Below are 15,599 nucleotides of genomic sequence, written 5' to 3' on the forward strand. Positions count from 1 at the left end.
ATATTTGCAATAGCCGGCTATTACTCCATATTTTCGCCTCGTCAAGCAAGCACCCCAAAACCCAAATTCCAGCAACTTATTTCAGTGCACGCCCCTTAGCCTCAACAGAACCCATAAAGACAGCGCTAAAAATAGTGATTGTGTCGTTCAAAAAAAGAAGGGCGCGATTCCACTTAGCTTCCTACAGGGGTGTTGCTTTAAAGATATACCGCTCGATTACGCCCCTCACTTTTAGCTTGATAAAGCGCTTCATCCGCACGTTTGAAGCCCTTATCCAGGCCTTCACCTTCGGCAAATAACGTCATACCAATACTAACCGTGACACTTAAGCCATCCATTACGCCACCGAAACTAGCCAGCCCAACAGACTCGCGCACCTTCTCGGCTATCGCGTGAATAATTTCTTTATCCACATTGGGGCACACCAATAAAAACTCTTCGCCACCCCAACGCGCAAGAATGTCACTACGCCGAACGGTGTGCCGCAAAACATCCACCACGCCTTTTAATATTTGATCACCGCGATCGTGGCCATAGCTATCATTAACCCGCTTAAAATGATCAATATCAATGACTAATAAACCCGTAATGTCTGCAGGTGCGGATTGTTCAAATAAATCATTAATCGCTTGGTGCATCCCTAAACGATTCAATATGCCGGTTAGGGAATCTTCTCGAGACAAGCGCCTATAATGATTCCGTTTACCGCGCAGGTGTATGTAGTTAGCAATCCAACCGCCACACAAAATCAACACTAAGGCATAACCCAGAAAAGCCCAGTGGGATAACCACGGGGCAGCTTTCATGGTTATCGGCAAAGGCCGCGACGCCATCCAGTCGCCCCCTTTGCGCTTCGCTCGCACTTTAAATTGATATTCGCCGGGCGGTAAATTGGTATAGGTTGCCGTGCGGCTATCACTGACAGCGCGCCAAGCATTATCAAAACCATCGAGTCGGTAAGCAAAACTCAGCGTGGATGTGTCACGGAAATTAAGCGCCGTAAACGATAACGCGATCATGCTATCTTCGTAATGCAAATTAATCTCAGGGAGGAATAACGTACTGATATTCAGCGGGTAAGTTCCTGGCGACACCCTCTCGTTTAGCAAGCTAAAGCTTGTAGTATATAAAGGAAAATTACTGTCCTCCGGCTGTAGGTCTTCGGGTTTAAAACGATTTAAACCCTCGGCCCCACCAATATAAAAGAAGCCATCGGCACCTTTTATAAACGCATTGCGGTTAAAGTTATTACCCGTTAGACCACTATCATGCGTAAAGACCGTTAGCGCGAGTGTTGCGGGGTCGATCAAAACCAAGCCGTTCGTGGTAGCAATCCACATTCGACCAAGAGGGTCATCCAATATAGCCGAAGCCGTTAAGCCCGGCATGCCCTCTTTGCGACCAAAGTGCTTAATTAAGTCACCCTCTGCCGTCAACCAAAAAACCCCTTGGTCTTGCGTCCCGACCCAAACCGATTCATCGTGGCTTTCAAACAGGGCTGTTATGCGCTTGCTCAGGGCCACGCCTTCCTCGTTGCCGATCAACCAATGTTTAAAACCTTTTTCCGTACTAATAAATTCATCCAGACCGCCATGGGTACCCAATAAAATACTCCCCTTTTTACGCTCAATAATTCGCCAAATAAAATCGTGGGAAATACTGTTTGGGCTACCACTCACCGCCTGATAATGCTCAACGTTAGTGCCATCTTTAGCTAAGCGCATAAGGCCATTCAGTTCACTGGCCAACCAAATACTGCCGTCTTTGGCGTTCAGAATATCCCAAATAAACCGGCTATTATCAATAACTTCAGGAAGCTGGCCCTGCGTTAAAGGCGTGATTTTTCCGGTCGGAATATCTAACGCGGCAAGCCCTCGGGACCAAGTTCCTAACCATAGCGTTCGCTCGTCCATGGTCGCTATCGACAACACAGCCTTAGCGGGAAGGTCGGTATTGTTTAAGGTGTAGCGCTTAATTTCACCGGTTTGAGTATTCAGTGCATTTAAGCCATCTTCCGTGCCGACCCATAAAATTGCATTTTTCCCCTGATGTAAAGCTAATATCGAGCTATGACTAAGGCTATTAATCTCTTCAGGGTTGTGGCGGTAAGTTTGAATGCGCTTTTTAGTGTGGCTAAAAAAGCTTACACCGCGATCAAAAGTGCCCACCCACATATCGCGATTGGCATCTTCAAAGATAACGCGCGCCTGATCCGACACTAAAGAACTGGTATCGTGCGGGCGATGCCGCTCGGTATAAAAACGTTGATGGCGCTCATCAAACTGTGCGATACCGCCTTGGTCCATGGCCGTCCAAATGACATTATCTTGATCTTCGTAAATATCCCAGACCACATCACTAACAAAACCTTTAGCCCCATAAGCCTGCTGATTATAATTTGCCACCGGCTCACCGTCCGCCGTAAACACACTAATACCCCCGCCATAGGTTCCCACCCACATTCGATGCTGGCTATCCATAAACAACGTTTTTACTCTATCGCTGACCAAACCCACAACGGCATTACCGGTTTGCGTCTCATCGTGCTGAATATGCTGTACCACCCCGTGCATGGGGTGGTAGCGAAAGACACCATTAAAAGCAGTGGCAATCCATAAATAACCACGACCATCCATAAACAGGTCTACCACGGTGCTGTTACGATATGCGGCATCACGGCTCACGAATTGAATAGGTTTTAAACGCCTGTCGCTCCCATCAAATAAGAATAAGCCAGACCATCCGCCTACATACAGGCGGCCATTGTGGTCAAAAGCCAGTGCCTGCATCGATGATCCATCAGACGGTTGGCTAGGCCAAGAAAAGTCACAATCGAAGTCTTCGGTCATATCCACATAACGACACAAGCCAGACTCCGTCGCCACCCACAGCCGCCCCTCTGCATCCACTTCAACTTTGCGAATATAGCTACTTCGAAGGCTGCGGAGGTTGCCTGCTTGATGCTCAAAAACACGAAGGTCATGGCCATCATAACGACCAAGCCCTACTTCGCCGCCCAGCCAAATAAAACCATGCCGATCTTGCGCAATAGAATTAATACCGCCGAGTTGGCGAACCTGCTCATTCGTTAACGGGTTTTTAAAGGACATATCGGCAAGCGCAGGCATCGCGACAACCGCACCCAGGAAGGTGATAAACGGACAGCAAAGCGCGATCGTCAATAAGCCAAATAACTGGCGGACCCAGCCTTTATCTTTTTTATTTTTCAGTTTCGACAAAAATATTACTCAATAAAATCTACTGCGAACAATGCTCAAGCAACTAGCCCTTTTTAATCGCATGGCCCATAGCCAATACGTGTTTTTCGCCACGCACAAAGGGGCTACTAAATTAAGGGTAGTTGAGTTTTGCTCAGAAATTACCAAAGCCAACGCTCATGGAACAAGTCCCTAATGCACTGCCAACCCATGACAGCACTAAAACGCCAGCAGTGCCAAGACGCTGCGGCACGCGATTACATTTGCTTACATTTTTATCCTTGTCCTGAATACGCTAGCTCACAATACTGTACGCCCAAGCCTACCCCATCACTGCCTGCAGGGCGAGCACCAACAGCCGGGTTAAAGACATGGGACACAGATATGGGAGTCTTTAAAGTGCGGGTTTAGCAACACCCTACGTCTTACCAACATATTCAGCCTTTATGACAAACAAGCTGCAACTTTTTACCCACCGGGGCGTATAGGTAACACAGTTGTAAGAATGGAGACTTAAGATCAGTTTTCATACGCATTGAAAAGTCATAAATTGATCAAAGGAAAACAACAAGGACACCTAAGGGGCGAGGTAATAATAGTTTATCCAATTAGGCGAAGATATCGGCTTTCTTATCGAGGCGCTTAAAGGGGCGCATGCCTTGGCATGTAACGCTTTGAGCAACGAAGGTAAGGATGTCGATATCAAGCATTAGTGGATGAAATATTGCTTCCTAGTCCCTAACGATAGGTTTACAACAGGAAGTGATAGAAGCAGCAAGGTTAGGAAGCCCACGCCAAAGGAAACAGGCGAACCAGCCCCACTAAGGAATCGAAAACCACGGATGACGTCAAACCACAGGAAGGAATACCGCTAGGAAGCGAAGAAAAAGGAAGAACACCCCAGTAGATACTGGGTTTAACCAGGACCGGCAGGCAGGAAGCCGCCACGGCAACGGAGCTTGCCCGACTTCGCCATAGGATGCGCGAAACAAGGAGAACTATTCAGGGATAGCCAGCATGAAGCTCAAGGTCGTCGCGCCCCCCAATCACAGTTCATTTGAACTCGATGCCTCGATTTTAAATGGCTGCTTTGCGACAGAAGGCCACATTTTGCACCAAGGAAGGTGCCTATATTCACATCGATTGTCAGACGCAACCTCCTAACCCGCCCGACAGGCTATAATGCCCTCTTACGCAGCTCTGCGGTCCCAATTTAGGTAGTTATCGTGTCCAGCATTTTAGACTTACAGCTTCACCCCCGCCTTCAAAAAGCCATTGATAAACTCGGCTTTACCGAAGCCACCGACGTGCAAATACGCGCTATACCTGCCGCACGCGAAGGCCGCGACCTTATGGTATCGGCCAAAACAGGCGGCGGTAAAACAGCCGCATTCTTGTTACCAATGCTCGAACGCTTTCTGGCCGAGGACCGCCCCCGCTCCAGCACCCGCGGGCTTATTCTGCTACCCACCCGTGAACTGGCCCTGCAAACCCAGCAAGCCTTCCAAGACATGGCGGCCTTCACGCATTTAAAGTGCGGGCTCATCATGGGCGGCGAAGCGTATAAACACCAAGTCGCTAACATCCGCAAAAACCCCGAAGTTATCATTGCCACCCCCGGCCGCTTGGTCGAACATATCGAAAAGGGCAATGTGGATTTCAGCGATCTTGAAGTGTTAGTGCTAGATGAAGCCGACCGCATGCTGGACATGGGTTTTGCCGAAGATATGCACACCATCGCGATGCGCTGCGCCGTAGAGCGCCAAACCTTACTGTTTTCGGCAACCCTTAAGCACTTGGGCATTAACGAAATCAGCAAGCAGTTAAAAGAGCCCACTCGCCTCGAAATCGACCGCATGTCCCACGGCCATAGCAATATTGTGCAAGAGCGCATCTATGCCGACGACGATAAACATAAAGCCAATATCATCGCCGCACTGATCACAGAAGAAAACCCACAGCGCGTGATGATCTTCTGTAAAACCCGCGAGCAATCCGAGCGTTTAAGCCACGTACTTAACTATAAAAAGTTTAAGTCGGGCTATATTCACGGCGAGCTGAGCCAAAGCCTGCGCAAGCAAATCCTTAACCAGTTTAAAGACGACAAACTTCAGATTATTGTCGCCACCGATGTTGCCGCCCGTGGCTTGGATATTAAACACGTGGATTTGGTGATTAACTTTACCGTGGCCCATTCCGGCGACGACCACGTGCACCGCATTGGCCGCACCGGCCGCTCTGATGCCAGCGGCAAAGCCGTAACCCTAGTAGCCGCGCCCGACTATAATTTGATGTCCAGCATCGAGCGCTACCTAAAAATTCGCCTAACCTTGCGCAAAATTAAAGGGCAAGAAGGCAATTACAGCGGCCCGAAAAAAGTAAAAGCCTCAGGTAAAATCGCCAGCACTAAAAAACGCAAACCTACCGGCAAAACCGGCGCGGGCAAAAAACCCAAGAAAAAAGCAGGCGCAAAAGTAGCGCCCTCACGCAAAGATGCCATGAGCACCTCCGGTGACGGTTCGGCACCGTTAAAGCGTAAAAAATAATCTCGCTATTTGGGGGGCATGAAGCAAACGAATAATGAAGAAGTAACAACCCTAAAAAAGGCGGCCTAAATAGGCCGCCTTTTTTATACTTTAATTGTGAGTGGAGGGCTAAATCTCGCCTAAAGCGGAAAAGCATTCGCTTTAGGCGAGGCAATAATAGTTTGTCCAATTAGGAAAGAGGGCCTGAAGGAAGCCGGTGGTAAGCATTATTGGCCAAAGTATTTTTCCTCGGCCCTTATGACCTAGCAACCATACATTCCGCGAGCGGTATCAGGGGGGGCTAGCGATAAAATTAACTTTCTGAACTTGGTCATACCGCATTCCAATAAACAGCTCTCATTTAAGTATAGAAAAATTACCTTTTAACACGAGACCGTTACTCGGAGTTTGGGGCACCAGATTATTGGCACCAATGAGGGGGCAGTCAAGGCCGGGGAAAGCGAAACGGATAAAGGGTATATTTTGGCGCCCACCCCCTCTTTTGTGTAGTGACGAACTCCTGTGCTGCTGTAAACACTACCCCATTAAATAACGCGCTATATAATATAACCTCTTTGGCGCTATTGTAATAACGCCATCAATGGTCACCTAATAGGATACCCAATGAAACAAAAATTTTGTTTTTTACTTACCGCCCTTACCTTTATTTCCCTTCCAGCCTCTTCTGATGATTGCGGGTCAAATGATCGCGTTGAATTACCTTCATGTGTTACAGCGATTAAAGCGACAAATAGCAGCACCCTGTTAATTAACAATAATTGCCCCGGCTTAGTTACTGTTAAAGTTGATAAGTCAGGTTCCGATAGATTGTATATTATCCCTGGTAATACTGGGATGGGGCGACCTAAAGGTTGGGCAACGGGTTTTTCTCCAGACTCTCAACTCAAGTACGATGGTATTTTAAAAGCAAGCGGACCCTATCAAAATATTACGGACGTTAAATATTCGGAGGTTAATAAAGTATCCTGCTGCCCAAGATATTATGGTGATTGTAGTCAGTAAAAACTTGTTACTTTTAGAGTGACTGCCCCGTAGGTGCTAAAAAAGGCGGCCTAATTAGGTCGCCTTTTTTATACTTTCATTGTAAGTGCGGGCTAAGCTATAGAGTACTCTTGTGCGATTTAACCGCTCCCTCAATCGCACCGCTCTGGCCTCCACCTTTTACAATCCGGTTAAGCTATGAACTTCGGATTTAAATCCAAGCCGCCTTAATATCTACACCCATCATTACGATATCTATTTCGTAATGCTCTGTTTATGGAGCGGCTGGAGCGACACAAAAGCTACCCCAGCACGCGCACACTAAACTTTACTTCTTAACCCTCATATCCAAAGACAAATCTTTTGCCGCCTTAACACTCATCATTTCAATCAGGGTCATAGCATTTGATCCACCGTCAGATCCTTCGCCTGCGCCCATTTGTACTTCAGGCACCCACTTCTGCTTTTCGATAGCCTCGGCAAAACGCCCCATCACTTTCTCATAAGTTTCAAGTTTTTGCGCAAGCGCACCATCCGCTTCGATGACCAAACGTTTGTAGGCACCATCACCTTCACCACGCAAGATTTGCTCTTGTTTATACTCTACTGCCGCCAATTTCTTTTGCTCAGCTTCGAGTTTATACTGACGCGCTACTTCTACGCTTTTTTCAGCGGAGATAACCGCCACTTCTTTTTCTCGCTGCGCATCTACCACGGCTTGTTCTTTGACGACTTCCTTCTGGTATTTGGCCGTCATTACATTAGCCTTACCCTGCTCTTCCGAAGTAATTGCATCTTGCTTAGCACGCTCTGCATTAGCAATAGCTGTAATAATCGCCATAGTTGCTTCACGTTTTGTAGCAATTTGCTGCAATGTTTTTGGCTCGAAGTCCCAATCGGTTATCTGGAAACCGTTAACGTCAATACCATAATCGGCAAGATCGCTATCTAGATGCACGGGTAAACCGTCGCTGCCATAACTAATAACCGGAACATTTTTAGTGACTTTCTTGCCCGTACTCTCGTCTACCGTGGAGATTTTCTCGAGTCGAGTCTGAAATTTACCTTTCGATATTTGTTGACTCGACCACTGTGTATAAATACTTCGCTTCTCGGCATACGCTTCTTCGGAGCTCATTAAACCTGCGGTTAAGTTCATACCTTCTTCAGTGACAGATTTGATTAACTTTTGCGACACACCCCGATTAGATCGAAACGCTTTATGAAGATGTAACATAGTGATTTCATCACCAGGAAGCGTAAAACGCGCTTTACCGTAAACGGAGCCAGTACCACCATCTTGGTAGCGCACTGAGATACCGCTTTGGCTAATTGATGAGTCATAACCCGTCGAGGTTTTATCGTAGTCAAAGGTAATTACGTCGTTGTAAATTTCGGCAGTACCAAACCATTGCGGGTAAACACCGGGCGTGAATTTTACATAAAGTTTACCGGTGGGGTACTGCACTACGGTTCGGTGCCCTGCATCATTGATGCCGAAGGCCATAAAAAGCACGGCCAAGGCTCCTACGAACAGGACGCCTAATACGATTAGCTTAGCGGGAACTCTAGTCATTACTCTTTTCCTTAGTGTCATTTGAATTTATATTATTATCGGTACTGGTGGTGTTATGTTCGGTATTATGAGTATCCGTATTTTCTGACTTTAGTTCGTCCGTTGCGATACGCACCTCTTCCTGACGCGCTTTTTCTTCAGCGATTTCCAGCTCGATATCAGCTAAATCACCTTTAATAAAGGTATCACGCAACTCTTCTTCCTTTGTATCGCGAGCGAAATATTTCCTTAGCTCACGCACAAAGACAACCAACAAAAAGATCAATGTAAACAAGATGAATAATCTGATCATTTAATATCTCTCCCTAACAAAGTTGATAACAATACGTTAAATGAGCGCATTCTCAATAAAACCGCAGTTGATTGAAGTATTTTATATGATGAGTGTGGCATTAGGGACGAGGAAACAATATTTCATCCACTAATACTCGATCTCGACCTCCTTACCTTCGTTGCTCAAAGCGTTACATGCCCCGGCATGCGCCGCTTTAAGCGCCTCGATAAGAAAGCCGCTTCGATAACCGCTCCTGCGTTATTCTAACAACCTGCTTCCCTGCAGGCCCTCTTCGTCTAATTGGACAAACTATTATTGCCTCGCTCCTTAACACTTAAAAGTAAACCGCAGGGGCCTAGCGACACCAGCGGTTTTTGCGTTACCACTTTGCTAGTAGAACTTCACTACTACACTGCGCTGCTTATTTAACAGGGAACACTTGCTCGGTAAGGTAAGCCACATGCTTGGGTATCCTCAGCCCCGTTGGCCGCACCGTACGAATATGTTCGAGGGTTTGCTCCCAAGAGTAACCGAGGCGGGCCATCAAAATCGCACCAATCAAACTCGTACGGCCAGTACCACCCTTGCAATGCAACGCAATCGTTAACTTTTGCTCCAGCCAACGGTCAAGGGTCGCGAGCGACTCCTGCCAAGCCATATCGAAAGGCGCCTCTGGCGCTTGGTCATCCTCAACCGGCAAATGAACCCACTCCAGCCCTAACGCCTCACACTGGCTCGCGATGTCGGACACGGCGAAGCGTTCCAGGTCAGCCTGAGTCATCATAGTGATCAACGCATTAGCACCACCAGCTTTCAGCTCGGCCAAGGCTTCACTTACTGAATTGCCTTTGGTGCCAGGGCAAGGCGTGAAAATGAGCTGCCTTTGGCAGGGCAGCATTAGGGTATCGAACGGATGCATTGGCAGCTCCTCAGTTTTAAGAGCGGCCATTGTAACTAAAGCGGTGGCTCAACCAAAGCTGAGCGGCCTGACTTTTAGAGTGGCTCTCCTTATTCAATATGCCGCCCAATGGCACGTAAACTATGCTGTACTGCAGACCCCTACAGTAGGTGTAACTACTCAGGTAGGGTCGAAATGACGCTCCCCTAAAAGGCAAATTGATTGTTTTCTGGGCATTCAAGGTCTGCCCTGCAGGGATAGCAAGGGGGTGACAATGCAGGAGCACACTCTCTAGAACGCTTGCTAGTGCCCAAGGATCGGGACATGGATATCACTTATTAGAGCAACGCAGGAGCCGTTACCGCCGGCTTCAACGGCACAAAAAAATGATCAATTTGTTGGTATATTTGGCACGCCTGAGTAGTTACCAACAGTTAAGGCCGTTTATCAAAAATTGGGGTTTGTAGATCAGTTGTTGATAACTTGCTTAACGAGATCTCATAAATAATACGCTTACATTTATAACCTACTATATCGGTAAAACAACCTGCTACACCCTCTCCGATTATTGCTAAATGCATCAATTACCTTACAATCACCCTCACGTTGATGCCCAGTGGCAGGCTTATAAAAAGAGAATCATTGATGGATAGTTCAATATTAGAAGGCGTTTTACTCGCATATACAGCATCGCCCTCCTCATCACTCGCAAAGATCATTGTAAAAGCATATGTGGACGCCAAAGATATAGAGCGTGCAGCTCAATATCTTGAAGCTTTAGACACAGATTTAGAGCTTGAATTAGTGGCCGGGATATTAACGCTTGCGGTGCAAACTCAGCACAAAAACGCAGCGCTTAATATCTTTAGCCAATGCGAACACACGCCCAAGGCATTAATTCAATATTTACTAGATAAAGAACAGCGCCCCGGCGCAATAATGATCTATGCGGCAATCATTGAGTTCATACCCGAGTTAGCCAGTGATGAAGCCAACGACCTTATCCACCAAGCTGCCCCTACAGTAAAACCCAAGCTCCGAGTCATCGAAAAAAAAGATTACGCAGAGGTTACAGACTTAACTCGCTATAAAGAGGCCACAACAAACTTCGATGATGTGGTGGGCCTTAGTGATGTCAAAAAACAAATTCATAAAAAAATAATTTTACCCTTCCAAAAACCTTCACTATTTCAGCGTTTTAAAAAGAAGGCCGGTGGTGGGGTATTACTTTTTGGCCCGCCTGGTTGCGGTAAAACCTTACTGGCACGCGCAACAGCGGGCCAATGCAATGCGCAATTTTTTAACATTGAAGTTTCTGATGTCCTAGATATGTATATCGGAGAATCAGAACAAAAACTGCACGCTATTTTTGAAAAAGCACGCGCGCAAACCCCCAGCGTTTTGTTTTTTGATGAATTTGAAGCCCTAGCCGGTAAACGTGAGCACGCGAGGAATAGCTCCACTAGCAATACCATTAGTCAATTTTTAACCGAACTCGATGGTTTTGCCCAAAATAATCACGGCGTTCTGGTACTGGCTTCAACAAACGTCCCCTGGAATATTGACCCTGCTTTTTTACGGCCTGGGCGATTTGACCGTATGTTTTTTATACCGCCACCTGATGCGCAAGCGCGTTCGGCCATATTACAACACCATATGGATGGCCGCCCCTGCCAAGCCGACATCGACTTCACCTTTTTTGCTCAAAAAACAGGTGGATTCTCAGGGGCCGACCTCGCCAATCTAATCGAAATGGCCGCCGATGAGGCAATAGAAGATTCTATCGCGATGGAGGCAGAGCAAGATATTAATACAACGCACTTAAAAACAGCCCTTAAAGATTGCCGAGCAACAACAACTGAATGGCTCACAACCGCACGCAATTACGCACGCTACGCTAACGATGGCGGGCGTTACAATGACGTGATCGATTTCTTAAAAAAACACGGTAAATAAAATGAGTCACTCAACGACTTACGACATTATTGATGAGCCCAAACCTCATCTCCTAGCTAAATTAGTGGTCAACCCTACTTTCATTCTATTAGCGGCAATAATATTACCGTTTGTATTTTCGCTAACTACTTACTTACGTTTTGGCCTACCTTTTGGGTGGGTTATTTTAAACGCCTTTTGGATGGGCAGCCCCGCACGCTGGAAAACAGTCGTGATAGCCTCGATCGGTTATGCACTCACGATTGCACTGCCTTATATCGCAGTCTTTATTATTTTATTTTTTAATCTTCGTGATTATTTAAATATTACAATACCCTATATTCACATTGCCATTCAAGCACTGTTCTTTTTCACCTTATACTGGCTTGTTTTCACCCAGCAATCCGCCTACGGCATTCATGAATATCTAAAATCGATACGAGATTAATATGTCTAATAATGATTCCGATATGAACGACTTTAAAATGGCTCGTGCGCATTCACATTACAGCGCCGGCCGCCACCAGCAAGCTATTGATACTTTAAAGGAGCTACTGGGTCAATCACCCGACGATGCTGATGCTCACGCTTTACTTGCATTAAATCTATTGGAATGTGGTCGTATTACAGCGGCAGAATTTGAAATCACATTATCACTTAAAAAAAACCCCAACGAGCCCTATTTTCATTGGGTTTTAGGGCGAATATATATTTTAAAAAACAAGCCCAAGCAATCACTAATGAGCGCAGAGGAGTGTTTACGTTTAGACCCGGACTACTACATCGCCCACCTCTTAAAATACACGGCCTTCCAGCTTTTAGATCGGTTAGATGACGCACTGCAGGCAGTTGATGATGCGGCCAAAATTGAACCCAATAGTTCAGACGTAAAAATGGCATACATACGCTGCCATATCGCCAAAAACGAACGACTAAAAGCTGAGAAATTATGCCAAGAGCGACTAGAAGAAGATGCAGGGAATAATGATGCTAACGTTATAATGGGAGAAATCAAACTCGCCTTAGGCGATGTGGATGATGCCGAGTATCATGCCAAATATGTTATTTTTAACAACCCGAATTCAACAGAAGCCTTAGAGCTTTTGGCCAACATTAAACTACGTAAAAGCAAGCTAATGGGCTTATGGTGGTGGACCAACTCCAAACTGGCTCACATGAACCAGCTCAAATCAACCAGCATTTTAATCGCGGCCTTTGTACTCTTTACAGCACTTGCCCAAATCGTTAAAGATTTAGGCTATATCCCACTATCACAAGTTATTGGATACGCATGGCTTGGCATTGCAGCATATTCATGGATCGGAATTCCAGCATACTACCGCGCGCTAAAAAAAGAGCTTAGCCAGTTCGAATTTAACAAGGACTTTTGATCGACTCAATAAATACCTACTGCCGCAATATGCGGTGTAAGCGTTAATCCATTTAGGTCATCACAAGTGAGCTGGCCGCTTTTATTTAGAACTCTACTATGATGTTTATCTGGCCCTTTACTTGGAAGGATACATTCGCACACATCCCTCTCCGCCTATTTCATAACCGCTGGCTCATACTTCAACTCATTACTAAACGCCCAAAAGAAAAGCACCCGTAACAGCTCCAACATCCTAGGACAGGCACTCGTCAAATCAATCCGAGTATTATGGATAAATAAGATATATTCCACCCCTACGATCATTGAAACTTAACGCTCTGCTAAGGGGCCGGAGTGGCTTATTATGTTTTAACATTTTGCTGTAAAGACTTAATCTGTTTTCTGACAATTAGCAGCGGTATTATTCCTATCACACCAAAAGAACAATCTGCTAATCGCCACAAAAATGGAATTTCACGGATTGCTCCAAATACCATTGCGAATGGTATAACTAGTACACAAGATATGATGCCGAACTCTATAACCCATATGTTTCTTACCGGATCTCTGAGTGGGCCGATAAAAAGAATAGCTAACACAAAATGAGCGAATGCAAGCCAATCCGTACCATAAGCAATAAACGGATATTCACTATAGGTTTCAGCTAACCCTGTATAAATTCGTGTAACCCAAAAAGATAATCCAGGGACATATCCCTCCAAAGACGTACCCATCCCTAAATAGCGATTAGCCACGCCCATTTGCCACTCTAATGGAATGGCCGTAGCTCCACTAAGGAACATTCCCACGATAAAGAAATATAGCCAATACTTAATTTTTCGTTCAATGCTCAATTCTATATCCCAATATAAAAATTTGACGCTTTCAGAATCTGCGGCGTTGTAGTTGATTTTCTTATGAGAGTGTAGCGTTAAGCCACAAAAGGAGCAACGAAAAACCTGTCGCTGCATAAGCGCCAATCAACGAATAGATACTCGTCAAATCAGGGCATAGCCTTTGCAGTTTGTCGTATTGGACTTCTAAGTTAGTTTGATCATGAAAATATCTGATTAATAACCAAAGCTACTTAAAGTGAGTGCATGTCCCCCAAAATACTCTCGATTAAATATAGATATTGATGCCTAGCTTCTACAAACACAGCATCTTGAGCAACACTATCAAGCTTTGTTCGCTAAACGCAGGAAAAAACGCGCCGCTTAGTCCCAGCGATTTCAATTACAATTCTTCGGCACTAAAAACCATCACTCCTGTGTCAATAAATAACCCCAAGGCATTAGCTTTGGGGTTATTGCGTGTATTGGGTCTATGGGGAGGAGTTTCTTGATAGTAGAGGATGTCTAGTTTTTCTAATGCATTTAGGTGTCGTTATTTTTTAAGGGTGCCTATCCTGTATTATTAGATGAGCAGATGCGGCTAGTACCTGGGCTTGGCGTTTACCTAACAAGTATATTTATTTCTCTAAAATAGCATGCCTACTATCTAATTCTCTTTTTGGTACCTCTCCGGCAGTAATTTTTTTATACTGTTTCAATATGTATGCTTCTGCCAGTTTAGATCTCTGCTGAAATTCATCTTGCTTGGTAACATCCATATCTACTATCATTAACTTAGCTATTTTTTTCCACTTTTTAATGGATTTAGCTGATGTTTTCGTATCAACAGGTAATAACTGCACGTGAGCTTGATTCCACCCCATATCAACATCAAGTTCAACAATATACTCTTTGCCTGCTTCAACATTCGCCTCTAAAACAGAATAACGCTCAGAAAGGGCTAAAAAAATATGTTTACCAGGATTTACACGAACTTGAAAATAAGTACCTGAGGTTGTGCTACCTACGTAACCATCCTCGGACCAAATATCAAAAGGTACTTCACCTATAAGGTTTTCCATTCGATAAAAGTTAATAACAGCTGTTTTGTCATCCGCCTTTATACTTTTTTCTGTTTCTTTCATTACAGGAAATCCCAATAAAGAAGGATTCACCAATAAGTTATCGTAAGCATCATTCCTTCTAGGTTTACCAATATCTTTTGCTTTTTTAGTTTGCATTATCATAGATGCCCCAAGCTCAAAGCTAACTTCGTTCATCTCCCCTTTAGTGTAATCAATCTCTAAATATACTGTTTCACCTGGTTTATTATCAACTTTGGCGTAGCCAAAACCAGCCAGCCCTTGAACCATATGCAAAGAGTTTATACCTGAATCAAGTTTCAATAACGCATGAGAGCCATTAGATAAATCAGCCACTACATTTTCATTAGCAGCAACCCACGCTCCCCTAGCACCTCCTTGAAAATTTGAACCTCTAATAACATATACAAATGTTTGCTCTTGGGATGGAACGGCTTCAGGTTTAAACTGCTTAACTAAATCAGGTTCTATTTTATATGTTGTTGAACAAGCAGAGGTAAATAATACAATGCCTAATAATACGAAACTAACGGTATTTATGTTTTTAAAATTCAAAATTTTTTCCTTTTTTTTAAAATAACACAACAGCTGGACTCTATAGCACAATTGCCATATCAACGCCTGCAAGCATTCGCCCCAAAAGTCGCGGCCAGTATTTTTTGGTCGACGCTTTTTGGCGTCGAGTGATTTGCATTGTTGAACCAAGCCGCTACGCGGCAGATTAAAAGAGCTTCTCGCTCGGCCGATAGATTTCTTATCCCCATCATATTGATGGGGCCTCAAAAAGGAATCTACTATGAACAAGCGAGAAACTCAAAAATTTAACAAATACTATAGCAAATACCTTGAGACACTCAAGCTTC

Annotated in this window: 11 protein-coding genes; 5 read left to right on the plus strand and 6 right to left on the minus strand. The window is 45.0% G+C overall.

Going from position 1 to position 15,599, the window contains the following annotated elements:
* Positions 1-197 precede the first annotated feature (197 nt).
* Positions 198-3,239 carry a diguanylate cyclase domain-containing protein gene (locus AC3A8L_RS12315; RefSeq protein WP_487962561.1) on the minus strand — a complete coding sequence of 1,014 codons (3,042 nt, stop codon included), beginning with the start codon at positions 3,237-3,239 and terminating at the stop codon, positions 198-200.
* A 1,205-nt stretch (positions 3,240-4,444) separates the two neighbouring features.
* Between AC3A8L_RS12315 and AC3A8L_RS12320 the strand changes: the two genes are divergently transcribed.
* Together AC3A8L_RS12320 and AC3A8L_RS12325 are read left to right on the plus strand one after the other, a co-directional pair.
* Positions 4,445-5,764 carry a DEAD/DEAH box helicase gene (locus tag AC3A8L_RS12320; RefSeq protein ID WP_487962562.1) on the plus strand — a complete coding sequence of 440 codons (1,320 nt, stop codon included), beginning with the start codon at positions 4,445-4,447 and terminating at the stop codon, positions 5,762-5,764.
* 603 nt (positions 5,765-6,367) lie between these two features.
* Positions 6,368-6,766 (plus strand): hypothetical protein, encoded by a 399-nt coding sequence (locus AC3A8L_RS12325; RefSeq protein ID WP_487962563.1) that lies wholly within the window; start codon positions 6,368-6,370, stop codon positions 6,764-6,766.
* A 307-nt stretch (positions 6,767-7,073) separates the two neighbouring features.
* Here AC3A8L_RS12325 and AC3A8L_RS12330 read toward each other — a convergent pair whose 3' ends face one another.
* The 3 genes from AC3A8L_RS12330 to AC3A8L_RS12340 form a co-directional block, all read right to left on the minus strand.
* The gene (locus AC3A8L_RS12330) at positions 7,074-8,321 is read right to left on the minus strand and encodes an SPFH domain-containing protein (protein ID WP_487962564.1); all 1,248 of its coding nucleotides are present in this window, start codon (positions 8,319-8,321) and stop codon (positions 7,074-7,076) included.
* On the minus strand, positions 8,314-8,613 hold the full coding sequence (locus AC3A8L_RS12335; RefSeq protein ID WP_487962565.1) for a hypothetical protein: 300 nt from the start codon (positions 8,611-8,613) through the stop codon (positions 8,314-8,316). Before AC3A8L_RS12335 ends, AC3A8L_RS12330 begins: the two co-directional genes overlap by 8 nt.
* A 403-nt stretch (positions 8,614-9,016) precedes the next feature.
* Positions 9,017-9,514, minus strand: coding sequence for a phosphatase domain-containing putative toxin (locus AC3A8L_RS12340; RefSeq protein WP_487962566.1), 498 nt, complete (start codon positions 9,512-9,514; stop codon positions 9,017-9,019).
* A 624-nt stretch (positions 9,515-10,138) separates the two neighbouring features.
* Here AC3A8L_RS12340 and AC3A8L_RS12345 point away from each other — a divergent pair.
* From AC3A8L_RS12345 to AC3A8L_RS12355, 3 genes are read left to right on the plus strand one after another with little or no spacing between them, the layout of a single operon-like run.
* Positions 10,139-11,449 (plus strand): ATP-binding protein, encoded by a 1,311-nt coding sequence (locus tag AC3A8L_RS12345; protein WP_487962567.1) that lies wholly within the window; start codon positions 10,139-10,141, stop codon positions 11,447-11,449.
* Between the two features lies 1 nt (position 11,450).
* Positions 11,451-11,876, plus strand: coding sequence for a hypothetical protein (locus AC3A8L_RS12350; RefSeq protein WP_487962568.1), 426 nt, complete (start codon positions 11,451-11,453; stop codon positions 11,874-11,876).
* Position 11,877: 1 nt separating this feature from the next.
* Positions 11,878-12,819, plus strand: a complete 942-nt coding sequence (locus AC3A8L_RS12355; RefSeq protein WP_487962569.1) for a tetratricopeptide repeat protein — start codon at positions 11,878-11,880, stop codon at positions 12,817-12,819.
* A 343-nt stretch (positions 12,820-13,162) separates the two neighbouring features.
* Here AC3A8L_RS12355 and AC3A8L_RS12360 read toward each other — a convergent pair whose 3' ends face one another.
* The gene (locus tag AC3A8L_RS12360; protein ID WP_487962570.1) at positions 13,163-13,654 is read right to left on the minus strand and encodes a hypothetical protein; all 492 of its coding nucleotides are present in this window, start codon (positions 13,652-13,654) and stop codon (positions 13,163-13,165) included.
* 617 nt (positions 13,655-14,271) lie between these two features.
* Positions 14,272-15,291: a hypothetical protein gene (locus tag AC3A8L_RS12365; RefSeq protein ID WP_487962571.1), complete on the minus strand. Its 1,020-nt coding sequence runs from the start codon at positions 15,289-15,291 to the stop codon at positions 14,272-14,274.
* Positions 15,292-15,599: the final 308 nt, after the last annotated feature.

It is taken from the genome of Marinagarivorans sp. (assembly GCF_982758155.1).